16 protein-coding genes are annotated in these 17,422 nt (G+C 61.1%); 11 read left to right on the top strand and 5 right to left on the bottom strand.

Annotation, left to right across the window (positions count from 1 at the left end; genetic code table 11):
* The first annotated feature begins 3 nt into the window (after positions 1-3).
* The 3 genes from ACN0SW_RS13305 to ACN0SW_RS13295 all read left to right on the top strand — a co-directional run bounded on the left by ACN0SW_RS13305 (position 4) and on the right by ACN0SW_RS13295 (position 3,273).
* Complete coding sequence (locus tag ACN0SW_RS13305) at positions 4-1,194, top strand: malate--CoA ligase subunit beta (protein ID WP_417728418.1); 1,191 nt, start codon at positions 4-6, stop codon at positions 1,192-1,194.
* Positions 1,194-2,075 (top strand): succinate--CoA ligase subunit alpha, encoded by an 882-nt coding sequence (gene sucD / locus ACN0SW_RS13300; protein ID WP_417728417.1) that lies wholly within the window; start codon positions 1,194-1,196, stop codon positions 2,073-2,075. Before ACN0SW_RS13305 ends, sucD begins: the two co-directional genes overlap by 1 nt.
* Positions 2,076-2,223: 148 nt before the next feature.
* Entirely contained in the window at positions 2,224-3,273 is a 1,050-nt protein-coding gene (locus tag ACN0SW_RS13295) for a zinc-dependent alcohol dehydrogenase family protein (RefSeq protein ID WP_417728416.1), read from the top strand.
* A gap of 291 nt (positions 3,274-3,564) precedes the next feature.
* Here ACN0SW_RS13295 and ndk read toward each other — a convergent pair whose 3' ends face one another.
* The gene (ndk, locus tag ACN0SW_RS13290) at positions 3,565-3,987 is read right to left on the bottom strand and encodes a nucleoside-diphosphate kinase (RefSeq protein ID WP_417728435.1); all 423 of its coding nucleotides are present in this window, start codon (positions 3,985-3,987) and stop codon (positions 3,565-3,567) included.
* A gap of 135 nt (positions 3,988-4,122) precedes the next feature.
* Here ndk and ACN0SW_RS13285 point away from each other — a divergent pair, with 135 nt between their 5' ends.
* Complete coding sequence (locus ACN0SW_RS13285) at positions 4,123-5,970, top strand: ABC-F family ATP-binding cassette domain-containing protein (protein ID WP_417728415.1); 1,848 nt, start codon at positions 4,123-4,125, stop codon at positions 5,968-5,970.
* A gap of 46 nt (positions 5,971-6,016) precedes the next feature.
* Here ACN0SW_RS13285 and ACN0SW_RS13280 read toward each other — a convergent pair whose 3' ends face one another.
* Positions 6,017-6,403 (bottom strand): hypothetical protein, encoded by a 387-nt coding sequence (locus ACN0SW_RS13280; RefSeq protein WP_417728414.1) that lies wholly within the window; start codon positions 6,401-6,403, stop codon positions 6,017-6,019.
* 53 nt (positions 6,404-6,456) lie between these two features.
* On the opposite strand from ACN0SW_RS13280, the gene ACN0SW_RS13275 reads away from it, so the two are divergent.
* From ACN0SW_RS13275 to ACN0SW_RS13265, 3 genes are all read left to right on the top strand, one after another.
* Positions 6,457-6,900, top strand: a complete 444-nt coding sequence (locus ACN0SW_RS13275; RefSeq protein ID WP_417728413.1) for a MarR family winged helix-turn-helix transcriptional regulator — start codon at positions 6,457-6,459, stop codon at positions 6,898-6,900.
* 66 nt (positions 6,901-6,966) lie between these two features.
* A complete protein-coding gene (locus tag ACN0SW_RS13270) occupies positions 6,967-7,593 on the top strand; it encodes a MarC family protein (RefSeq protein WP_417728412.1) in 627 nt (208 codons plus the stop codon).
* A gap of 17 nt (positions 7,594-7,610) precedes the next feature.
* On the top strand, positions 7,611-8,189 hold the full coding sequence (locus ACN0SW_RS13265; protein WP_417728411.1) for a retropepsin-like aspartic protease family protein: 579 nt from the start codon (positions 7,611-7,613) through the stop codon (positions 8,187-8,189).
* A 163-nt stretch (positions 8,190-8,352) separates the two neighbouring features.
* On the opposite strand, the gene ACN0SW_RS13260 is transcribed toward ACN0SW_RS13265, so the two are convergent.
* Positions 8,353-8,649: an FtsB family cell division protein gene (locus tag ACN0SW_RS13260; RefSeq protein ID WP_417728410.1), complete on the bottom strand. Its 297-nt coding sequence runs from the start codon at positions 8,647-8,649 to the stop codon at positions 8,353-8,355.
* A gap of 129 nt (positions 8,650-8,778) precedes the next feature.
* On the opposite strand from ACN0SW_RS13260, the gene ACN0SW_RS13255 reads away from it, so the two are divergent.
* Positions 8,779-10,410 (top strand): acyl-CoA dehydrogenase family protein, encoded by a 1,632-nt coding sequence (locus ACN0SW_RS13255; protein WP_417728409.1) that lies wholly within the window; start codon positions 8,779-8,781, stop codon positions 10,408-10,410.
* Positions 10,411-10,941: 531 nt separating this feature from the next.
* Here the strand turns inward: ACN0SW_RS13255 and ACN0SW_RS13250 are convergent.
* Together ACN0SW_RS13250 and ACN0SW_RS13245 are read right to left on the bottom strand one after the other, a co-directional pair.
* Positions 10,942-11,400 (bottom strand): DNA polymerase III subunit chi, encoded by a 459-nt coding sequence (locus ACN0SW_RS13250; protein WP_417728408.1) that lies wholly within the window; start codon positions 11,398-11,400, stop codon positions 10,942-10,944.
* Entirely contained in the window at positions 11,400-12,887 is a 1,488-nt protein-coding gene (locus ACN0SW_RS13245) for a leucyl aminopeptidase (RefSeq protein ID WP_417728407.1), read from the bottom strand. The genes ACN0SW_RS13250 and ACN0SW_RS13245 overlap by 1 nt, the downstream gene beginning before the upstream one ends.
* Positions 12,888-13,036: 149 nt before the next feature.
* Here ACN0SW_RS13245 and ACN0SW_RS13240 point away from each other — a divergent pair, with 149 nt between their 5' ends.
* Genes ACN0SW_RS13240 through ACN0SW_RS13230 form a run of 3 tightly spaced genes read left to right on the top strand, consistent with a single transcriptional unit; the run spans position 13,037 to position 17,417 of the window.
* Positions 13,037-14,161, top strand: coding sequence for an LptF/LptG family permease (locus tag ACN0SW_RS13240; protein ID WP_417728434.1), 1,125 nt, complete (start codon positions 13,037-13,039; stop codon positions 14,159-14,161).
* On the top strand, positions 14,158-15,249 hold the full coding sequence (gene lptG / locus ACN0SW_RS13235; RefSeq protein WP_417728406.1) for an LPS export ABC transporter permease LptG: 1,092 nt from the start codon (positions 14,158-14,160) through the stop codon (positions 15,247-15,249). The genes ACN0SW_RS13240 and lptG overlap by 4 nt, the downstream gene beginning before the upstream one ends.
* On the top strand, positions 15,246-17,417 hold the full coding sequence (locus tag ACN0SW_RS13230) for an LPS-assembly protein LptD (RefSeq protein WP_417728405.1): 2,172 nt from the start codon (positions 15,246-15,248) through the stop codon (positions 17,415-17,417). Before lptG ends, ACN0SW_RS13230 begins: the two co-directional genes overlap by 4 nt.
* The last annotated feature ends 5 nt before the right edge of the window (positions 17,418-17,422 follow it).

Genomic DNA, 17,422 nt, shown 5'->3' with positions numbered 1-17,422 from the left:
CAAATGGATATCCATGAATTCCAAGCCAAGGAACTCTTGAAACGCTTTGGCGTGCAAGTGCCGCGCGGCGGCATCGCCTATAGCCCCGAACAGGCGGTCTACCGCGCCTCGGAACTGTCGGGCGACCGCTGGGTGGTCAAGGCTCAGATCCACTCTGGCGCACGCGGCAAGGCAGGCGGAGTACGAATCTGCAAGAACGAGGCCGAGATTTCCGAGGCCGCGCAATGGATGCTGGGCCGCATGCTCGTCACCCATCAGACCGGGCCACAGGGCAAACTGGTGAGCCGCCTCTATGTCGAAGAAGCCACCAGCATCGCGCAGGAAATCTATCTGGCCTTCGTGATGGACCGCAAGGAAGAGCGCGTCGTCGTTGTGGCCTCCGGTCAAGGTGGGATGGAAATCGAAGAGATTTCCGCGCAGGAACCCGAATCGATCATCCGCTCTGTGGTTGATCCGGCGGTCGGCATGCAGGCGTTTCAGGCGCGCGAGATCGCCTTTTCCCTCGGGCTTGACGCCGCCCTCATCCCGCAGGCGGTCAAGACCATCATCGGCTGTTACCGCATGATGGAGGAAACCGACGCCAATATGGTGGAAATCAACCCGCTCGTCGTCACCACCTCGGGCGAGATCATGGCGCTGGACGCCAAGGTCAGCTTTGACGACAACGCACTTTTCCGTCGCCCCGAAATCTCGGAACTGCGCGACAAGAGCCAAGAAGACCCGCGCGAAACCTTCGCGGGCGACCGGGGCCTCAACTACATTGGTCTCGATGGTGAAATCGGCTGTATCGTCAACGGCGCGGGCCTTGCGATGGCGACGCTCGACATGATCAAGATGGCGGGCGGCGAGCCTGCCAACTTTCTCGACGTGGGCGGCGGGGCCAGCCCGGAACGGGTGTTGATGTCCTTCAATGCCGTGCTCAACGACCGCAACGTCGAGGCGATTCTCGTCAATATCTTTGCAGGCATCAACCGTTGCGACTGGATTGCCGAGGGCGTCATTCGCGCGGTGCGCGAATTGAACCTCACCCTGCCCCTCGTCGTGCGCCTGTCGGGCACCAATGTCGAAGAGGGCCGCAAACTGATCGCGGAAAGCGGCCTGCCTATCCTGACTGCCGAAACCTTGGCCGACGCCGCCGATCTGGTGGTGCGCGCCTGGTCTGATACGAAACCCGCTGCAAAAGGAGCCGCATGATGGCCATTCTCATCGACAAGTCGAGCCGCGTACTGGTGACCGGCCTTACCGGTCGCATCGGCAGCTTTCATACGCAGGACATGATCAACCACGGCACCAATGTCGTGGGCGGCGTGACCCCGGGCAAGGGCGGCACCAAGCATAACGGCCTGCCTGTCTTCAACACTGTCAAGGGGGCCGTGGCCGAGACCGGCGCCGATCTGGTGATCTGCTTTGTGCCGCCCCCTTTCGCCGCCGATTCGATCATGGAGGCGGCGGATGCTGGTATTCAGACATGCGTTTGCATCGCGGATGGCATCCCGGCGAGCGACATGATCAAGGTCAAGCGCTACATGCGCCGCTACAAGGCGGAAAAGCGCATGCGCCTGATTGGCCCCAACTGCGCCGGTATCATCACCCCCGGACAGGCCTTTGCCGGTCTCATGCCGCCGCATATCTACAAACCCGGCCGCGTGGGCATCATCGGGCGCTCGGGCACGCTTGGCTATGAGGCCGCATCCCAGATGAAAGAACGCGGCATCGGTGTCTCGACCTCGGTGGGCATCGGCGGCGATCCGATCAACGGCTCCTCCTTCCGCGACATTCTCGAACTGTTCGAGAATGACGAAGGAACCGACGCCGTGGTCATGGTCGGCGAAATCGGCGGCCCGCAAGAGGCCGAGGCCGCCGCCTATATCCGCGACCACATGACCAAGCCGGTCGCCGCCTATATCGCCGGTCTGTCGGCCCCCAAGGGGCGGCGCATGGGCCATGCCGGGGCGATCGTGTCTGCCTTTGGCGAATCGGCACAGGAAAAGGTCGAGATCCTCTCCGAGGCGGGCGTGACCATCGTGCCGACCCCCTCATCGTTTGGCGACGTGGTTGAGCGCATGGTCGCCTGAAACCCGTCCCTCCGGGGTCGCCTGTCCCTGCGGGCGGCCCCACCGGGCCTTGTGTACACAAATCGCGTACAGAATGGACACTCTGTACACACTTGCCCCGCCCTGCACCCCGCCCTAGGTTGCCCGAAACTCTAGCCATAGGTGCCTGATGCGCGCAGCCCTCCTGACCCGCTATAACACTCCCACCGAAATTACCGACGTCCCCGATCCCGAATGTCCACGCGACGGCGCGGTGATCGCCGTGCGGGCCTGTGGCGTGTGCCGCTCTGACCATCATGCATGGAAAGGGGCCGATCCCGATGTCATCCTGCCGCATGTCATGGGGCATGAGTTTGCAGGTGAAGTCATTGAAATCGGAGAAGAATGTAAAAGTTTCGCCGTTGGCGACCGGGTCACGGCACCGTTCATTCTGGGCTGTGGCATCTGTCCCGATTGCCGGGGCGGCGAACCCACGATCTGCAACCATCAACAGGTAATCGGCTTTACCGGCTGGGGTGCCTTTGCTGAGCGGTTGGCAATTTCACGCGCCGATTTCAACCTCGTGCGCCTGCCGGACGCGATGGATTACGCCGCCGCCGCTGGCATGGGATGCCGCGTCACCACCGCCTTTCGTGCGGTAGTTGACCGGGCAAAAACCAAACAAGATGAATGGCTTACCGTGCATGGCTGCGGTGGCGTGGGGCTCTCGGCGATCATGATCGGGGCTGCTATTGGTGCCCGCGTGCTCGCCGTGGACGTTAACCCCAAGGCGCTCCAGATCGCGCAATCGCTCGGCGCAAACGTGATCCTCAATGCCAGCCAAACATCAGATGTTGGGGCCGCAGTGCGCGATCTCACGGATGGCGGCTCTCATGTTTCGCTCGACGCGCTCGGGATCACGGAAACCTTCCACAACTCTCTGAAAAGCCTACGAAAAATGGGGAGACATGTGCAAATTGGCATGCCCCTTGGTCGCCATGCCACGCCCGAACTGCCACTGCTGGAACTGGTTTATTCACGGCAAATCACCCTCCACGGCACCCGAGGCATTGGCGCGGATCGCTTTGCCGCCCTCTTCGACATGATCAGTGCCGGGCGTCTTGACCCAGAGCGCCTGATCACCAAACGCATCGGATTATCGGGGCTGAATGAAGCGCTCCACGCGATGGATAGTTTTCAGGGGTATGGCGTCACCGTGGTGGATCAGTTAAGCGCCTGATTCGTCATAGTTTTGCCACAATCGCTCCCTAACCGCGCCCTCAAAATTACCGATACTTTAACAAGAACAATAGCTAAGCCACCAAGGCTTGCCACCCATGAACGGAGCAGTCCCATGCCACAGGCCATCCCCCCGTCAAGCGGGGCCAAATCAGCGCCTCCGCACCCAGTCCAAAACCCACAGCCCAAGGCCGGCACAGCGCCCGTCTATCAGGATTACGCCAGTATCTGAGCAATAAAAAAGGCCGTATCCCAAAGGGATACGGCCTTTTCTTTAGGTATCGCTTTAAGATTAACCGACCAACTCGAGACCCGAGAAGAAATAGGCGATTTCAACTGCAGCGGTCTCGGCTGCATCAGAACCGTGAACAGAGTTTTCACCAACCGACTCGGCAAATTCCGCGCGGACGGTGCCGGCGGCTGCATCGGTGGGATTGGTCGCGCCCATCACTTCGCGATTCTTGGCAACAGCACCTTCGCCTTCGAGAACCTGAACGACAACCGGGCCAGATGCCATAAATTCGCACAGCTCGCCGTAAAACGGGCGCTCTTTGTGCACTTCATAGAAGACTCCCGCCTGTTCCGGGGTCAACTGGATACGCTTCTGCGCGACGATGCGCAGACCGGCATCTTCGAACTTGGCATTGATCTTGCCGGTCAGGTTGCGCTTGGTTGCGTCGGGTTTAATGATGCTCAGCGTGCGTTCAACAGCCATTTCAGCCTCTTTTCCGTAGGTTTTACCGGCCCGGCCCCTTGCCCGACCGCGTTTGATCGCGGGTCCGATAGCATGCGCGCCGCCCCTTGAAAAGCCGCGATTGACGGCGGCGCGCGCATGCGGCATGCGGGGGCCATGTTACATATTGATGATATCACCTATTCGGTCGCCGGGCGCACCCTGATCGAGAACGCCTCTGCCAGCATCCCCGACGGCCACAAGGTTGGCATCGTGGGCCGCAACGGCACGGGCAAAACCACCCTCTTTCGGTTGATCCGGGGCGAGTTGGCACTGGAAGGCGGCAGCATCAACCTGCCACCGCGCGCACGGATCGGAGGCGTGGCACAAGAGGTGCCGGGAAACGAGGTGTCGTTGCTGCAAACCGTGTTGAGCTATGACACCGAACGCACTGAATTAATGGAAGAATCTGAGCGATCGACCGATGGCGCACGGATTGCTGAAATTCAGACAAGGCTCGCGGATATTGACGCTTGGTCCGCCGAGGCACGGGCAGCTTCCATTCTCAAAGGGCTGGGATTTAACGACGACGAACAGCTCATGCCCTGTTCTGCCTTTTCAGGTGGCTGGCGCATGCGCGTGGCCTTGGCGGGGGTGCTCTTTTCGCAACCCGATCTGCTGCTCTTGGACGAACCAACCAACTATCTCGACCTTGAGGGCGCGCTGTGGCTGGAAACCTATCTGGCGCGGTATCCGCATACCGTGTTGATCGTTAGCCATGATCGTGGGCTTTTGAACCGGGCTGTAGGTTCAATCCTACATCTTGAGGACAAAAAACTTACGCTTTATCAAGGGGGTTACGAGACATTCGCCGAAACCCGTGCCGCGCGTCTGGCAGCCGCGGCCTCTGAGGCCAAAAAGCAGGATGCGCGGCGCGCGCATCTCCAGAGCTTTGTGGACCGTTTCCGCGCCAAGGCAAGCAAGGCGGTGCAGGCGCAATCCCGCCTCAAGATGATCGCCAAGCTCAAGCCGATCACGACACCGCAAGAGGCAGCGCTGAAACGCTTTACCTTTCCCACGCCTGAAGAACTCTCGCCCCCCATCTTGCGGATCGAAAGCGGATCAGTTGGCTATGACGGCGTGCCAGTACTGCGGCGGCTCAACCTGCGGATTGATCAGGATGACCGGATCGCCCTATTGGGTCGAAACGGAGAAGGAAAATCTACTCTTTCCAAGCTTTTGGCGGGAAAACTTCAACCTCTTGAAGGGCAAATTCACAAAGCATCCAAGCTGCGCGTTGGCTATTTTGCGCAGCATCAGGTCGAAGAACTGCACCTTGATGAGACCCCAATCGACCATATTCGCCGCATGCGCCCAACCGAAACGCCCGCCAAGTTAAGAGCTCGTTTAGGGGGCTTTGGTATTGGAGCGGAACAGGCGGAAACGCTGGTGGGCAAACTGTCGGGGGGACAGAAGGCGCGGTTGTCTTTGATGCTGGCGACGTTGGATGCGCCGCATATGCTGATTCTGGACGAGCCGACAAACCACCTTGATATCGAGAGCCGCGAAGCGCTGGTAGAAGCGTTGACCGCCTATTCCGGGGCGATCATTCTGGTCAGTCACGACATGCATCTCCTCGGTCTGGTGGCGGATCGGTTGTGGCTGGTACGCGGCGGCGAAGTCGCCCCCTATGAGGGCGATCTGGAGAGTTATCGCGCCATGCTGCTGAGCGGCTCCGACACAGAGAAGCCCGCCGAAAAACCAAAAGAAATCAAAGTGAAACGGCCATCTCGAGATGCGATCCTCAAGCTGCGGCAGGATGTCAAACGCTGCGAGGAGCGCATTGCAAAGCTGCAGGATATGGAGCGCAAGGTGGCCGACAAACTGGGCGACCCGGCGATCTATGACGACATCCACGGGCTGACCCAATGGCAAAAGAAATATGCCGAGATCAAGGATGGTCTGGCACTTGCCGAAACGCTCTGGATGGAGTCGCTGGAGCGGCTAGAGACAGCGGAGCGCTGAGGTGCGCCGTACGGTTGTGCGGTTAAACCGTACGGCCGTACGATGCTTATCTCGATGACGCTGTGGGTCGCGGCAGGGCGCGCCACTGCATCCCTCCCATTGTGCCGACGACGAGGGCAACGATCCCCGCCGCGATCTGTCCGACGGGATTGGTGATCCAGAGACCCGAGCCGATAAGGCCAACAGTCATCGCCACCCAAGCGAAATCACCGAGACAGAAGAACAGCACCTCGGATCGTTGGGGGGTTCGGCCACGAGCCTGGCTGAGCCAGAGCAGAACGCCGTTGCCGAGCAGTCCCGCGCCAAGCGCCGCAACGAGCCAGACCGGGGGCGAGCCAAGAATGCCCGCCACACCCCCCGGCGCGACGACAAAGAGAAGGCCAAATCCAAGGCAGGAGGCGGCGTTCAGACGTAAGACGGTTGCAAGGTGCATGAGAGTCCTCCATTGTTGTCAACGTAATTGACAAGATACTGGAGCCATCCAAGATGTCAACAAAGTTGACAACCTCCATGTCGGACAGCCTGACGCTCGACCTCTACCATGCGGCGCGGGGCTTTGAGGAGCGGCTAACGCGGCATCTGGCGGCGGCACTCAGCGCACAGCACGGTATCGCGCTCAGTCCGGCGCAGCTTGGGTTCCTGGCCGCGCTGATCTGTGGCGAGAATACCGCCTCGGATGTGGCAAGGCGGATGGGGGTCAGCAGACAGGCGACACAGCGACAGGCGACGGCGCTGGCCAATCTGGGATATCTTGAAGTCATGCCCGATCCGGTGCGGCGCAACCAGAGCCGGATCACCTTTACCGATGACGGCACGCGGCTGATGGCGCTCTGCCGCGCCAAGCTGGCGGAGTGGGATACCGAACTGCTAGCAGAGGCCGATACCCTACGCCGGGCGGCTGAAATCATGGCGCTGTCCCTGCCGGAGTGAGATTGCGCTTGGCAAGGGTCACGCAACATGGTGCAAGGCGCACAAAACCGCGCTAGGCTGACCTGTATGGATACCGCATTTCTGATCACCGCCTTTGTCACGCTCTTTGTGATCATTGATCCTATCGGCATGACGCCGCTTTTCGTGGCACTGACCCAAGGCATGCGCACGGAGCGGCGGCGGGCGATTGCCATTCGTGCCTGCGTCACCTCGGCGCTGCTGCTCATTCTCTTTGCCGCGCTTGGCGAGGCGGTTCTGGGCTTTATCGGCATTTCCATGCCTGCGTTTCGCATCGCGGGCGGGCTGCTGTTGTTTTTGACCGCGCTCGACATGCTGTTTGAGCGGCGTGGTCAGCGCCGCAAGGGACAGGCCGATGCGGCGGAAGAGGAAGATGGCGACGATCCGTCGATCTTTCCCATCGCCATTCCACTGATTGCCGGGCCCGGGTCGATTGCCACGGTGATCCTCTTGGCCGGGCAGAACCCGGGGGCAGAAGGGCTGATCTGGGTGATTGGTGTCATGCTGTCGGTGATCGCACTGGTGTTTGTGATGTTCCTGACCTCAGGGCTGTTAGAGCGCGCGCTTGGCAATGTTGGGATCAATGTGGTGACACGGCTTTTGGGCATGTTGCTGGCGGCGCTTGCGGTGCAATTCGTCCTAGATGGCTTGCGCGGCTTTGGCCTTGCGGGCTGAGCGCCTATATCCGAGCCATGGAACAGATTAATTACTCACAATTGACCTATCTTGTCATTCTAGGGTCGGTGATCCTGCTGTGGTTCGTGGTTCAAAACCGCGCGTCGCTGGGAAAGTTGATGCAGCAGGCGCTGATCTGGGGGTTGATTTTCCTCGGGGTGTTGGCCGCGGTCGGGCTGTGGGAGGATATTCGTCAGACGGTGCGCCCGATGCAGAGCGTGGTGTCAGGCGACCGGATCGAGCTGCCGCGTGCACCGGATGGACATTATTACCTGACCGCAGAGGTCAGCGGTGTGCCCGTGCGCTTTGTCGTCGATACCGGCGCAAGCCAGATCGTGCTGAACCAAGCCGACGCCGAGCGGATCGGGATCGACACCGGGGCGCTGGCCTATATGGGGCGGGCGTTCACCGCCAATGGCGCGGTGCGCACCGCATCCGTGCGGTTGGAGAGCGTGGCGGTGGGCCCGGTGCGCCATGCCGATGTACGCGCGGTGGTGAACGAGGGCGACATGGGACAATCCCTGTTGGGAATGGAGTATTTGCAGCGGTTTTCCAGCATTGAGATCACAGGGGGCACGCTGGTTTTGACCCGCTAGGCCGCACATGGCAGATTAAGGCCAATGGTCACCCCAAGGCTAAAGCCGCAACAAAGCATTTCGGTCTTTCGTTGACATAGCGAAATGCTTTAAATCTTTGATTGGTCGCGGTTTCACACCTAAAAAGTCTATCGACTTTCTCTTGAACTTCTCTCGATCGCCTTTACCGAATGACGATTTCGTCGCTGCGCAGCAGGCCCAGAACTTCGCGCGCCTGTTGGTCCAGAAGATCAAGATCAAGATAGCTGTCCGACAACCGCCGCGTCAGGTTCTCCATCCGCGCAACCCGCGCGTTGAGCGCCTCTAGCTGCGCCTGCAATTCCACACTCTGCGCCACGATTTCGGCACGGCGGAACAGGCCGTAATCCCCCTGCACAGCGGCAAAGGTGAAATAAGCCCCCAGAAAGAAGGCGATCATGAAAAAGATCAACAGGCCCCAAGGGCGGCTGCGGGGTATCATGCTGTGCTCTGCCTCGTCATTCCGCCTCGTGCCGGGCGTTGGTTGCACCATGCCACAGGAGATTTGCTTTGTGAATCCCCTTTCACCACGGCACGACCCGCTCTAGCATACTCGCAAAAGGAGAGCCCGATGCACGAAAGCCCGGCTGAGGATATGTTTGACAGTCATCAGGTCGTGAACCAGCCTGCAGCGCGCGGGGATCTCGATCTCTGGGCAGGCGATCCGGCGTTGCGGACGCATGTTCAGGCCGCCGGGGCCGATCCTGAAAGTCTCGCGGTTTACGGTGCGCGACTGGGCAGCGAGGCGTTGCGCGCGGCCGGGCGCGCCGCCAACCGCCATCCGCCCGAACTGTTGCTCTTTGATGCGGGCGGCCGCAGGCGCGACGAGGTGATGTTTCACCCGGCCTATCACGAACTGATGCGGGTGGGCATTGGCGCGGGCTATGCCGCCCTGCCATGGGAGGGGGCGCCGGGTGGGCACGCCACCCATGCCGCGATGGTCTATCTTACCTCTCAGGTAGAGCCGGGCGTCTGCTGTCCGATGACCATGACCTATGCCGCGGTGCCAGCCCTCAAGGCCGACAAGGCGCTCTTTTCCGAATGGGTGCCAAAGCTGACCGCGCGCACCTATGACCCGAGTACCAAGCCGCTGGCGCGCAAGCCCGCCGCGACGCTGGGCATGGCGATGACCGAAAAGCAGGGCGGATCGGATATCCGTGCCAATGCCACCACGGCCACGCCGGAGGGCGATCACTACCGCCTCTTGGGTCATAAATGGTTCTGCTCTGCACCGATGTCAGATGGATTTCTGACGCTGGCGCAGGCGCATGGCGGGCTCACCTGCTTTCTGGTGCCGCGCTGGCTGGAGGGGGCGCGCAACCCTATCCGTATCCAGAGGCTCAAGGACAAGCTGGGCAATCGGGCCAATGCCTCGGCTGAGATCGAGTATCACGGGGCCCTTGCCTATCGGCTGGGTGAAGAGGGCGCGGGGCTGCGCACCATTCTGGAGATGGTGCATCATACCCGGCTCGATACCGCCATGGCCCCGGCGGGGCTGATGCGGGCCGCACTCGATTCGGCACATCACTGGGCCTGTCATCGGTCAGCGTTCCAGAAACAGCTCATTGATCAGCCGCTGATGCGCGCCGTTCTGGCCGATCTGGCGCTGGACTGGGAGGGCACGCTGGCGCTTGGCCTTTGTGTGGCGCGGGCGTTTGACGGGCGCACCGCACAAGACCGGGCATTTGCCCGGCTTGGGGTGGCCCTGGCCAAATTCCTCGGCAACAAGCTCTGTCCCGGTGTGGTCTATGAGGCAATGGAGGCGATGGGCGGCATGGGATATGTCGAGGATACCCCCCTGCCCCTGCTCTACCGCGAGGCGCCGCTCAATTCGATCTGGGAAGGGTCGGGCAATGTCATCTGTCTGGATATCCTGCGCACCCTGCGTAAAGAGCCCCTGGCCGGTGAGGCGCTGAGCGCGGAGTTGGCGCAGGTGGCCGGGCAGGATCGCCGGTTTGACGCGGCGATGACCGCGCATATGCAGACCTTTCCTAAATTACCGGACGAGGCACAGGCGCGCTGGTATGCCGAAAGCCTTGCCACGCTTTTGACCGCCTCGGTGCTGATGCGGCATGCACCGGATGCGGTTGCGGGGGCCTATATCGCCACACGGCTGAGCGATCCGCGCGGGCGTGTGGCGGGGGCTGTCGGCACGCTCGACACCGCGCCCATTCTGGCGCGGCTGGGCGATGGAGTTCGTTAAATTCAGAATACGGAATACAGTTGATCCAGATCAAGGTTCGCGTCTGCGCGCGCGGCTAATGGTGCCCCGACAAAACAAAGATCTTTAATTCATCTTTGTCAAAAAGAGGACATCATGCGTAAAACCACCGCAGCTGCGAAACCGTCTGCCGTGGCCGCGCGCCTTCTGGCACAGGAAACGCGGATCATGTCCTCCTAGGGCATGATCCGCGGGGCCGCCTCTCATCCTCATCCGATGTAACGAGTGTTCTGGTTTAGAGCGGAACGATCTTGTGAGGCGGCCCACTATAAAAGGGGGTTTTAACCTCAAGCTGATGTTGGCCGCAAATGATGGGCGGCGCGGTGCCCGTCTACCGGGTTGGTGCTGCAGCATAGTTGGCGGGCACTTAATGCCTGCCAAACGCTTGTGCGTTGTCAATGCGTTGAGCGGTAACCAAAACCCCCGCCCGGTGGGGCGGAGGCGCGCTGCGCGGCGTTAGACCGCGTTGTGGGGATTGGGCCGAACGGCCGCTCTAGACCACAAGCGCCGGCTTCACGCCTCGGCTTTCTTCTCCCAGCGGCCCGCCGCCTCGGACCAGTATTGCGCGGCGCAACCAGCCCCGGTCAGCGCCTTCCACTGTCCACGCGCCACCTGAACCGCCGCATCGTCATTGCCGTCAAAGAGAATGCAGACCCGTTCCAGCGCCTGCACCTCTGCCGCGCTGACCTCGGCCCCGTCGATGGCCATGAGACACACGGCACCATTAGGCCGCTCGGTGCCTGTGGTCAGCAAGACCGGCTGATCGGCGTCCTGCGCGCCGCCCGCGATGCCATGCGGCAGAAACCCGTCCTCCGGCCCCAACCAGAGCCGCTCGTCGAGCGCGGCAAGCCGCGCCGCGTCCTGCCCCCGCACCGCCACCCGCCAACCCGCGCCCAAGGATTTCTCCAAAAGCATGGGCAAGGTTGCCTCAAGCGGCTGGCGCGTGAGGTGATAGAAATAGGCAGCGCCCATCAGCTCTGCTCAAACAGATCCGCCACCAGCCGGTTGAGCGCCATCACACCCCAGCCGGTCGCGCCTTTGGGCGCATAGGTCGTATCCGCCTTGACGCTGGCGACGCCCGCGATGTCGAGATGCACCCAAGGCATGCCATCCTGCACAAAGCGGTGCAGAAACTCTGCTGCCGTGATCGTGCCAGCAGGCCGCCCGCCCGAGTTTTTCACATCGGCGATCTGGCTTTTCATGATGTCGGCATAGCCCTGCCCCAGCGGCAGACGCCATGCGCCTTCGCCCTCGACCTTGGCCGCGCGCAGAACGGCATTGCAGAGGCCGTCATTATTGCTCAGCACGGCGGCATTCTCATGGCCAAGCGCCACGATACACGCCCCGGTGAGGGTTGCCAGATCAACCATGCCACGCGGTTTATAGGTCTCTTGGGCGTACCACATCACATCCGCCAGCACGAGCCGCCCCTCGGCATCGGTGTTGATGACTTCGATGGTGTCACCCTTCATCGAGGTCACAACATCGCCGGGGCGGGTGGCGCGGTCCGAGGGCATGTTTTCCACCAACCCGACCAAACCCACCACATTCGCGCGCGCCTTGCGCAGCGCCAGTGTGCGCATGACGCCCGCGACCACGCCCGCGCCGCCCATATCCATAGTCATCTCTTCCATGCCCGCCGCCGGTTTGATGCTGATGCCGCCGGTGTCGAACACCACACCCTTGCCGATCAGTGCCAGCGGGGCCTCGTCTGCCGCGCCCCCCTGCCATTCCATCACCGCCAGTTTCGAGGGGCTGGCGCTGCCTTGGCCCACAGACAGAATCGCACCCATGCCGAACTTTTCCATGTCGGATTCTTCTAGAACGGTGATTTTCAGCCCCAAATCCTGCATCGCGGTAATGCGGTTGGCAAATTCCGTGGTGGTCAGGTGATTTGCAGGCTCGTTGACCAGATCGCGGGTGAAGAACACGCCCTCTGCCACGGCCAGCGCCGGGGCGGCCTCGGACTCGATCTCGTCGGGCTTGCCGGACATCAGGGTGATGGCCCCCGGCTCTTCTGGGGTTTTATCGGTCTTGGCCTTTGTCTTGTGGGTGGTGAACTCATAGGCACGCAGCACCGCGCCAAGGATCACATCCACCGGGCGGCGTAGCGACGCCCCCAGAATGAGCAACGGCTTGCCGTTCTTGAGGCGGCCAAGGGCGACCCCGGCACGGCGGCTCTCGGCGGGGCTGGCGCTGCGCGGCAGGATCACCACATCCACCGCCTCGGCGGCCATGCCAGTGGGCCAGTTGATCGTGATCACATCGCCGGGTTTCTTTTCGCCAAGCGCCGCCGCCTCGATCAGCCGCGCCAAGGTCCCGCGTGTCAGCCGGTTGATCCGGCGCGCGCCCGCGTCAAGCTTGCCTTCGGGTGGAATGATCACGGCGATCCGACCGGGCGCAGTGGCAAGTACATCAAGGTCGGTCTCGGCGAAGACTACGGGCAAAGGTCGGGTCATCGGGGGCTCCTCAGGGTTCTGCTTTTCCAAGACCTAGCGCGGCTTGCCGCCAAAGACCAGTTAGCAGTTTTCCCCCGCAATCAATTCGGCTAGGTTGCCCGACAATACTGCTGCCACGGGGGATATAAGTGACCAGATTCGACAGATACATGCTGTCGCAATTCATGGTTCTGTTCGGTTTTTTTTCGCTCGTTCTGGTGTCGATCTTTTGGATCAACAAGGCCGTGCGGATGTTTGACCGGCTGATCGGGGATGGCCAGCCCGCTTGGGTTTTTGTGGAGTTCACGGCACTGACCCTGCCGGGGGTGATTGGTGTTGTGTTGCCGATTGCGGCCTTTGCGGCCACTGTCTATGTGGTCAATCGCCTGTCCAGCGAAAGCGAGCTGACCGTGATGCAGGCCACCGGCTATTCGCCGCTGCGCCTCGTCCGTCCGGTTTTGGTTTTTGGTGTGATGGTTGCTGTGATGATGTCTCTGCTGGCGCATTTTCTCATTCCCAACAGCCTGAGCCAATTGCGGCTGCGTCAGGATGAGGTATCACGCAATATTACGGCCAAGCTGCTGAGCGAAGGAGAATTCCTGCACCCTGCTCCCGGCGTTACCTTTTATATTCGCGAAATCACCCTCTCGGGGGAATTGCGCGACGTGTTCCTGTCGGACCGTCGCACCCCCCAAGCGCCGATCACCTATACCTCGTCGCGTGCCTATCTGGTGCAAGAGGGCGGTGGCACGCGGTTGGTGATGGTCTCTGGGTTGGCGCAGAATATCCGCGCCGATCAGAACCGGCTGTTCACAACCTATTTCGATGATTTTTCCTATGATATCAGCAGCCTTATCAGCCGCGATGTGGTTAATCTCGATGAGGTGGCCTTTGCCAACACGCTCGAGATGCTGCGCGACCCCGAGGCTGTGGCGGCGCGCACCGGCACAAGCTATGGCATCGTCATGTCACAGACCCATGGCCGCATCACCGCGGCGCTGCTTTGTGTGATTGCGGCGCTGGTGGGGTTCTGCACCCTTTTGGTGGGCGCCCACAGCCGCTTTGGCGTCTGGCGTCAGGTGCTCTTGGCCTTTGGTCTGCTGGTAGGGATCAAGATCGTCGAGGGCATTGTGGTGGGCCCGGTACTTGTCAATGGTGCGCTCTGGCCGCTTCTTTATCTGCCGGTGCTGCTTGGGTTGGGTCTTTCGGGCCTGCTGCTGTCAATCGCCAGCCATCCGGGCGTCTGGCGGCGGCTGACCGGGCGTGGACGCCGTGCGGCAGAGGTGCAGGCATGATTCTCGAGCGATATTTCGGACGCCGGTTTTTCATGAATTTCTTCGGGGTCACCGTCACGCTTGTGGTGATGCTGGGACTGATTGATCTGGTGGACGAGTTGGAGAATTTTCCCGAACTGGCGTTCGGTCAGGTGCTGGGTATTGTGCTGTTGAAACTGCCGGAAGCCTATTACGAGATCATTCCGCTGGTGATGATCCTCGCCTCGGTCGCGCTTTTTTTACGGCTGGCGCGGACATCGGAACTGGTGGTGCTGCGGGCATCGGGACGCTCTGCGGTGCGCGGGCTTCTGGCACCGGCGGCGGTGGCTTTGGGCATCGGTCTTTTGGGGCTTGCGGTGGGCAACCCGCTGGTGGCGGCCACGTCAAAACGCCATCACGATCTGGTCAACAGTTATTCCGGCGGGGCGTCATCGGATCTGGCGATCGCCTCGGAGGGGTTGTGGCTGCGTCAGGGCGGGGCGACGGGCCAGACGGTGATTTATGCCGCCCGTGCCAGCTCTGATCTGGGCACGCTTTATGCGCCCAGCTTTTACGACTTTGCGCAAAACGGCCAGCCGTTGCGCCGCATCAGCGCCAGCACGGCACAGCTTGAGGCGGGCGCTTGGGTGCTGACCGAAGCCAAGATCTGGGAGCTTGCCCAAGAGGTCAACCCGGAGGCCTCGGCGCGCGAAGAGGCGGTGATGCGGGTTCCCTCGGATCTGACACAAGACCGCATTCTCGATGGTTTCGGCAGCCCTGAATATGTGCCGATCTGGGAATTGCCACGGTTCATTGGTCAATTGGAAGAGGCAGGATTTTCTGCTCGTCGCTACACCGTCTGGTTTCAGAGCGAATTGGCGCAGCCGGTCTTTTTGGTGGCTCTCGTGCTGATCTCGGCCGCGTTCACCATGCAGCACACGCGCGGGGCAAATGTCGGGCTGTCGGTGTTGACGGCGGTGCTCTTGGGGTTTGGCCTGCATTACATTCGAAATTTCGCGCATATCCTTGGGGAAAATGGCCAGATTCCGATCCTGCTGGCAGCTTGGGCGCCGCCCTTGGCCTCGCTCTTTATCGGTCTTGGCATTCTTTTGCATCTGGAGGACGGATGATACGGCACCTGCGCCTCATTTTAGGATTGCTGCTGCTGGTGGCGACGCCGCTTGGCGCGCAGGACAGCACCGGCGACACCGCGGTGCTGGTGGCCGACGATGTGCGGGTCACTGCAGACAACCGACTGATCGCCTCGGGCAATGTCGAGGCGTTGTATCAGGGCCGGCGCCTGAAAGCGCGGGAAATCACCTACGACCGCGCCACCGAACATTTGGTGATCAGCGGGCCACTGACCCTTACGGATGGCGAGGGCACCGTGGTCGTGGCGCAGAGCGCCGAACTGGACCGCGACCTGACCAATGGCATCCTGCGCAGTGCGCGGGTCGTCATGCAGGACCAATTGCAACTTGCGGCGGTCGAGATGCGCCGCACCGATGCCCGCTTTAACCAGCTTTACAAGGCGGCTGTCACCTCTTGCCGGGTCTGTGATACCGGGCGTCCCCCGCTCTGGCAGATTCGGGCGCAGCGGGTGATCCATGACGAGCAAGCGCGGCAACTTTATTTCGACAATGCGCAATTCCGCATTCTGAATACGACCGTGCTCTACCTGCCGCGCCTGCGCCTGCCCGATGCCACACTGGACCGCGCCCGAGGATTTCTGACCCCGTCGCTGGTGAATTCGTCGCTCTTGGGCACCGGCATCCGCGTGCCCTATTTCATTCCCATCGGCGAGAGCCGAGACCTGACGCTGGCGCCGTTCCTTGCGACCAATTCCAAACGGCTGGAGTTCCGTTATCGGCAGGCCTTTCGCACGGGCGAGATTGAATTCAACGGGGCCGTGGCCGAGGATGATTTCAGCCGCGATCCGACGCGCGGCTATCTGTTTGGCCAGGGGCGGTTCGAACTGCCTCGTGATTTCATCCTGCGGTTCAACATCGAGCTGACCAGCGACGACACCTTTCTTCTGGATCATGATTTCTCGGATAAGGACCGCCTGACCAACGAGATTTCGATCGAACGCGCCCGGCGCGACGAATACGCCCGGATTGCGCTGTCTCAGTTTCAGTCGCTAAGGGTGGGTGAAAGCAACACCACCTTGCCAACCGTGGCGGGCAATGCCGAATACGAGCGCCGGTTCTTTCCGACACGTCTTGGCGGCGAGCTGCGGTTTGGGGCAGCCCTGCACAGCCATTATCGCAGTTCTGATTCAACGGTTGCCACGCTGGACCGCTATGCCGATGGGCGCGATGTGACCCGGTTCACCAGCCGGGTTGACTGGTATCGCGGCTGGACCCTGCCTTTGGGCGTGCTGGCCAGTTTCCAGACCGGGTTGATCCTCGATCATTTTGAAATTTCTCAGGCCGGGATCACCTCGGCTGCGGATGCGACCGAACTGACCCCCACTTTGTCGTTTGAAGTGCGCTGGCCGCTGCTGAAATCAACCCACTATGCCGTGACCCATGTGGTTGAACCCGTGGCGCAACTGGCATGGGCTGGCGGGTCCAATCCCGATGTTCCGCTTGATGAGGCGACGCTGATCGAATTTGACGAGGGCAATCTCTTTAACCCGTCACGGTTCAATGCGCCGGACCGGCGCGAACGCGGCTATCGGGCGGCTTATGGGGTCAACTGGACGCGGATTGATCCTGCAGGCTGGCAAGGCAGCCTTGCTTTGGGGCAGGTCTGGCGTAACGAACGGTTGATCGAGCGCGATGGTATTACCCCCACTTTCAGCAAGTCGTCGGGTCTGAGCGATCACAACTCGGATCTGCTTATCGCCGGGCAGTTTCGCAATGCCACCGGATTGACCGTCACGGCGCGCAGCCTGTTTGACTCTGTATTCGACACCACCCGGGCCGAGGCCCGCGCCAGTTGGCGCAACGACTATACGAACATCGGGGCGACCTATGTCTGGCTATCGGCTGATCCGGCGGAAAACCGGCCTTCGAACGTGTCGGAATGGGCCATTGACGGCAGCTACCGCTTTGCCAAACATTGGACCGGCCATGCTGACTGGCGCTTTGACGCGGTGGCGAATCGCAGCGTGCGCGCGGGTGCCGGGCTGACCTATTCCAACGAATGCGTTGACATCACGCTTTCGGTCTCGCGCCGCTTTACCTCTTCGACTATCCTTGAACCGGAAACCAACATCGGCTTTACGGTAGGGTTTACGGGGTTTTCGTCCGCGACCCGTGACAAGAGCTTTACCCGGACATGCAGGAACTGACCAGA

The organism is Roseovarius sp. (assembly GCF_048262375.1).
In the GTDB taxonomy this organism is placed as follows: Bacteria; Pseudomonadota; Alphaproteobacteria; order Rhodobacterales; family Rhodobacteraceae; genus Roseovarius.
Note: the sequence above shows the minus strand (reverse complement) of the source record. Positions and strands in the feature narration are given on the sequence as shown.

Coding starts and splice junctions, on each gene's coding strand:
- ACN0SW_RS13305 (WP_417728418.1), top strand. CDS start 4: ATGGATATCCATGAATTCCAAGCCAAGGAACTCTTGAAACGCTTTGGC.
- sucD (WP_417728417.1), top strand. CDS start 1,194: ATGGCCATTCTCATCGACAAGTCGAGCCGCGTACTGGTGACCGGCCTT.
- ACN0SW_RS13295 (WP_417728416.1), top strand. CDS start 2,224: ATGCGCGCAGCCCTCCTGACCCGCTATAACACTCCCACCGAAATTACC.
- ndk (WP_417728435.1), bottom strand. CDS start 3,987: ATGGCTGTTGAACGCACGCTGAGCATCATTAAACCCGACGCAACCAAG.
- ACN0SW_RS13285 (WP_417728415.1), top strand. CDS start 4,123: ATGTTACATATTGATGATATCACCTATTCGGTCGCCGGGCGCACCCTG.
- ACN0SW_RS13280 (WP_417728414.1), bottom strand. CDS start 6,403: ATGCACCTTGCAACCGTCTTACGTCTGAACGCCGCCTCCTGCCTTGGA.
- ACN0SW_RS13275 (WP_417728413.1), top strand. CDS start 6,457: ATGTCAACAAAGTTGACAACCTCCATGTCGGACAGCCTGACGCTCGAC.
- ACN0SW_RS13270 (WP_417728412.1), top strand. CDS start 6,967: ATGGATACCGCATTTCTGATCACCGCCTTTGTCACGCTCTTTGTGATC.
- ACN0SW_RS13265 (WP_417728411.1), top strand. CDS start 7,611: ATGGAACAGATTAATTACTCACAATTGACCTATCTTGTCATTCTAGGG.
- ACN0SW_RS13260 (WP_417728410.1), bottom strand. CDS start 8,649: ATGATACCCCGCAGCCGCCCTTGGGGCCTGTTGATCTTTTTCATGATC.
- ACN0SW_RS13255 (WP_417728409.1), top strand. CDS start 8,779: ATGCACGAAAGCCCGGCTGAGGATATGTTTGACAGTCATCAGGTCGTG.
- ACN0SW_RS13250 (WP_417728408.1), bottom strand. CDS start 11,400: ATGGGCGCTGCCTATTTCTATCACCTCACGCGCCAGCCGCTTGAGGCA.
- ACN0SW_RS13245 (WP_417728407.1), bottom strand. CDS start 12,887: ATGACCCGACCTTTGCCCGTAGTCTTCGCCGAGACCGACCTTGATGTA.
- ACN0SW_RS13240 (WP_417728434.1), top strand. CDS start 13,037: ATGCTGTCGCAATTCATGGTTCTGTTCGGTTTTTTTTCGCTCGTTCTG.
- lptG (WP_417728406.1), top strand. CDS start 14,158: ATGATTCTCGAGCGATATTTCGGACGCCGGTTTTTCATGAATTTCTTC.
- ACN0SW_RS13230 (WP_417728405.1), top strand. CDS start 15,246: ATGATACGGCACCTGCGCCTCATTTTAGGATTGCTGCTGCTGGTGGCG.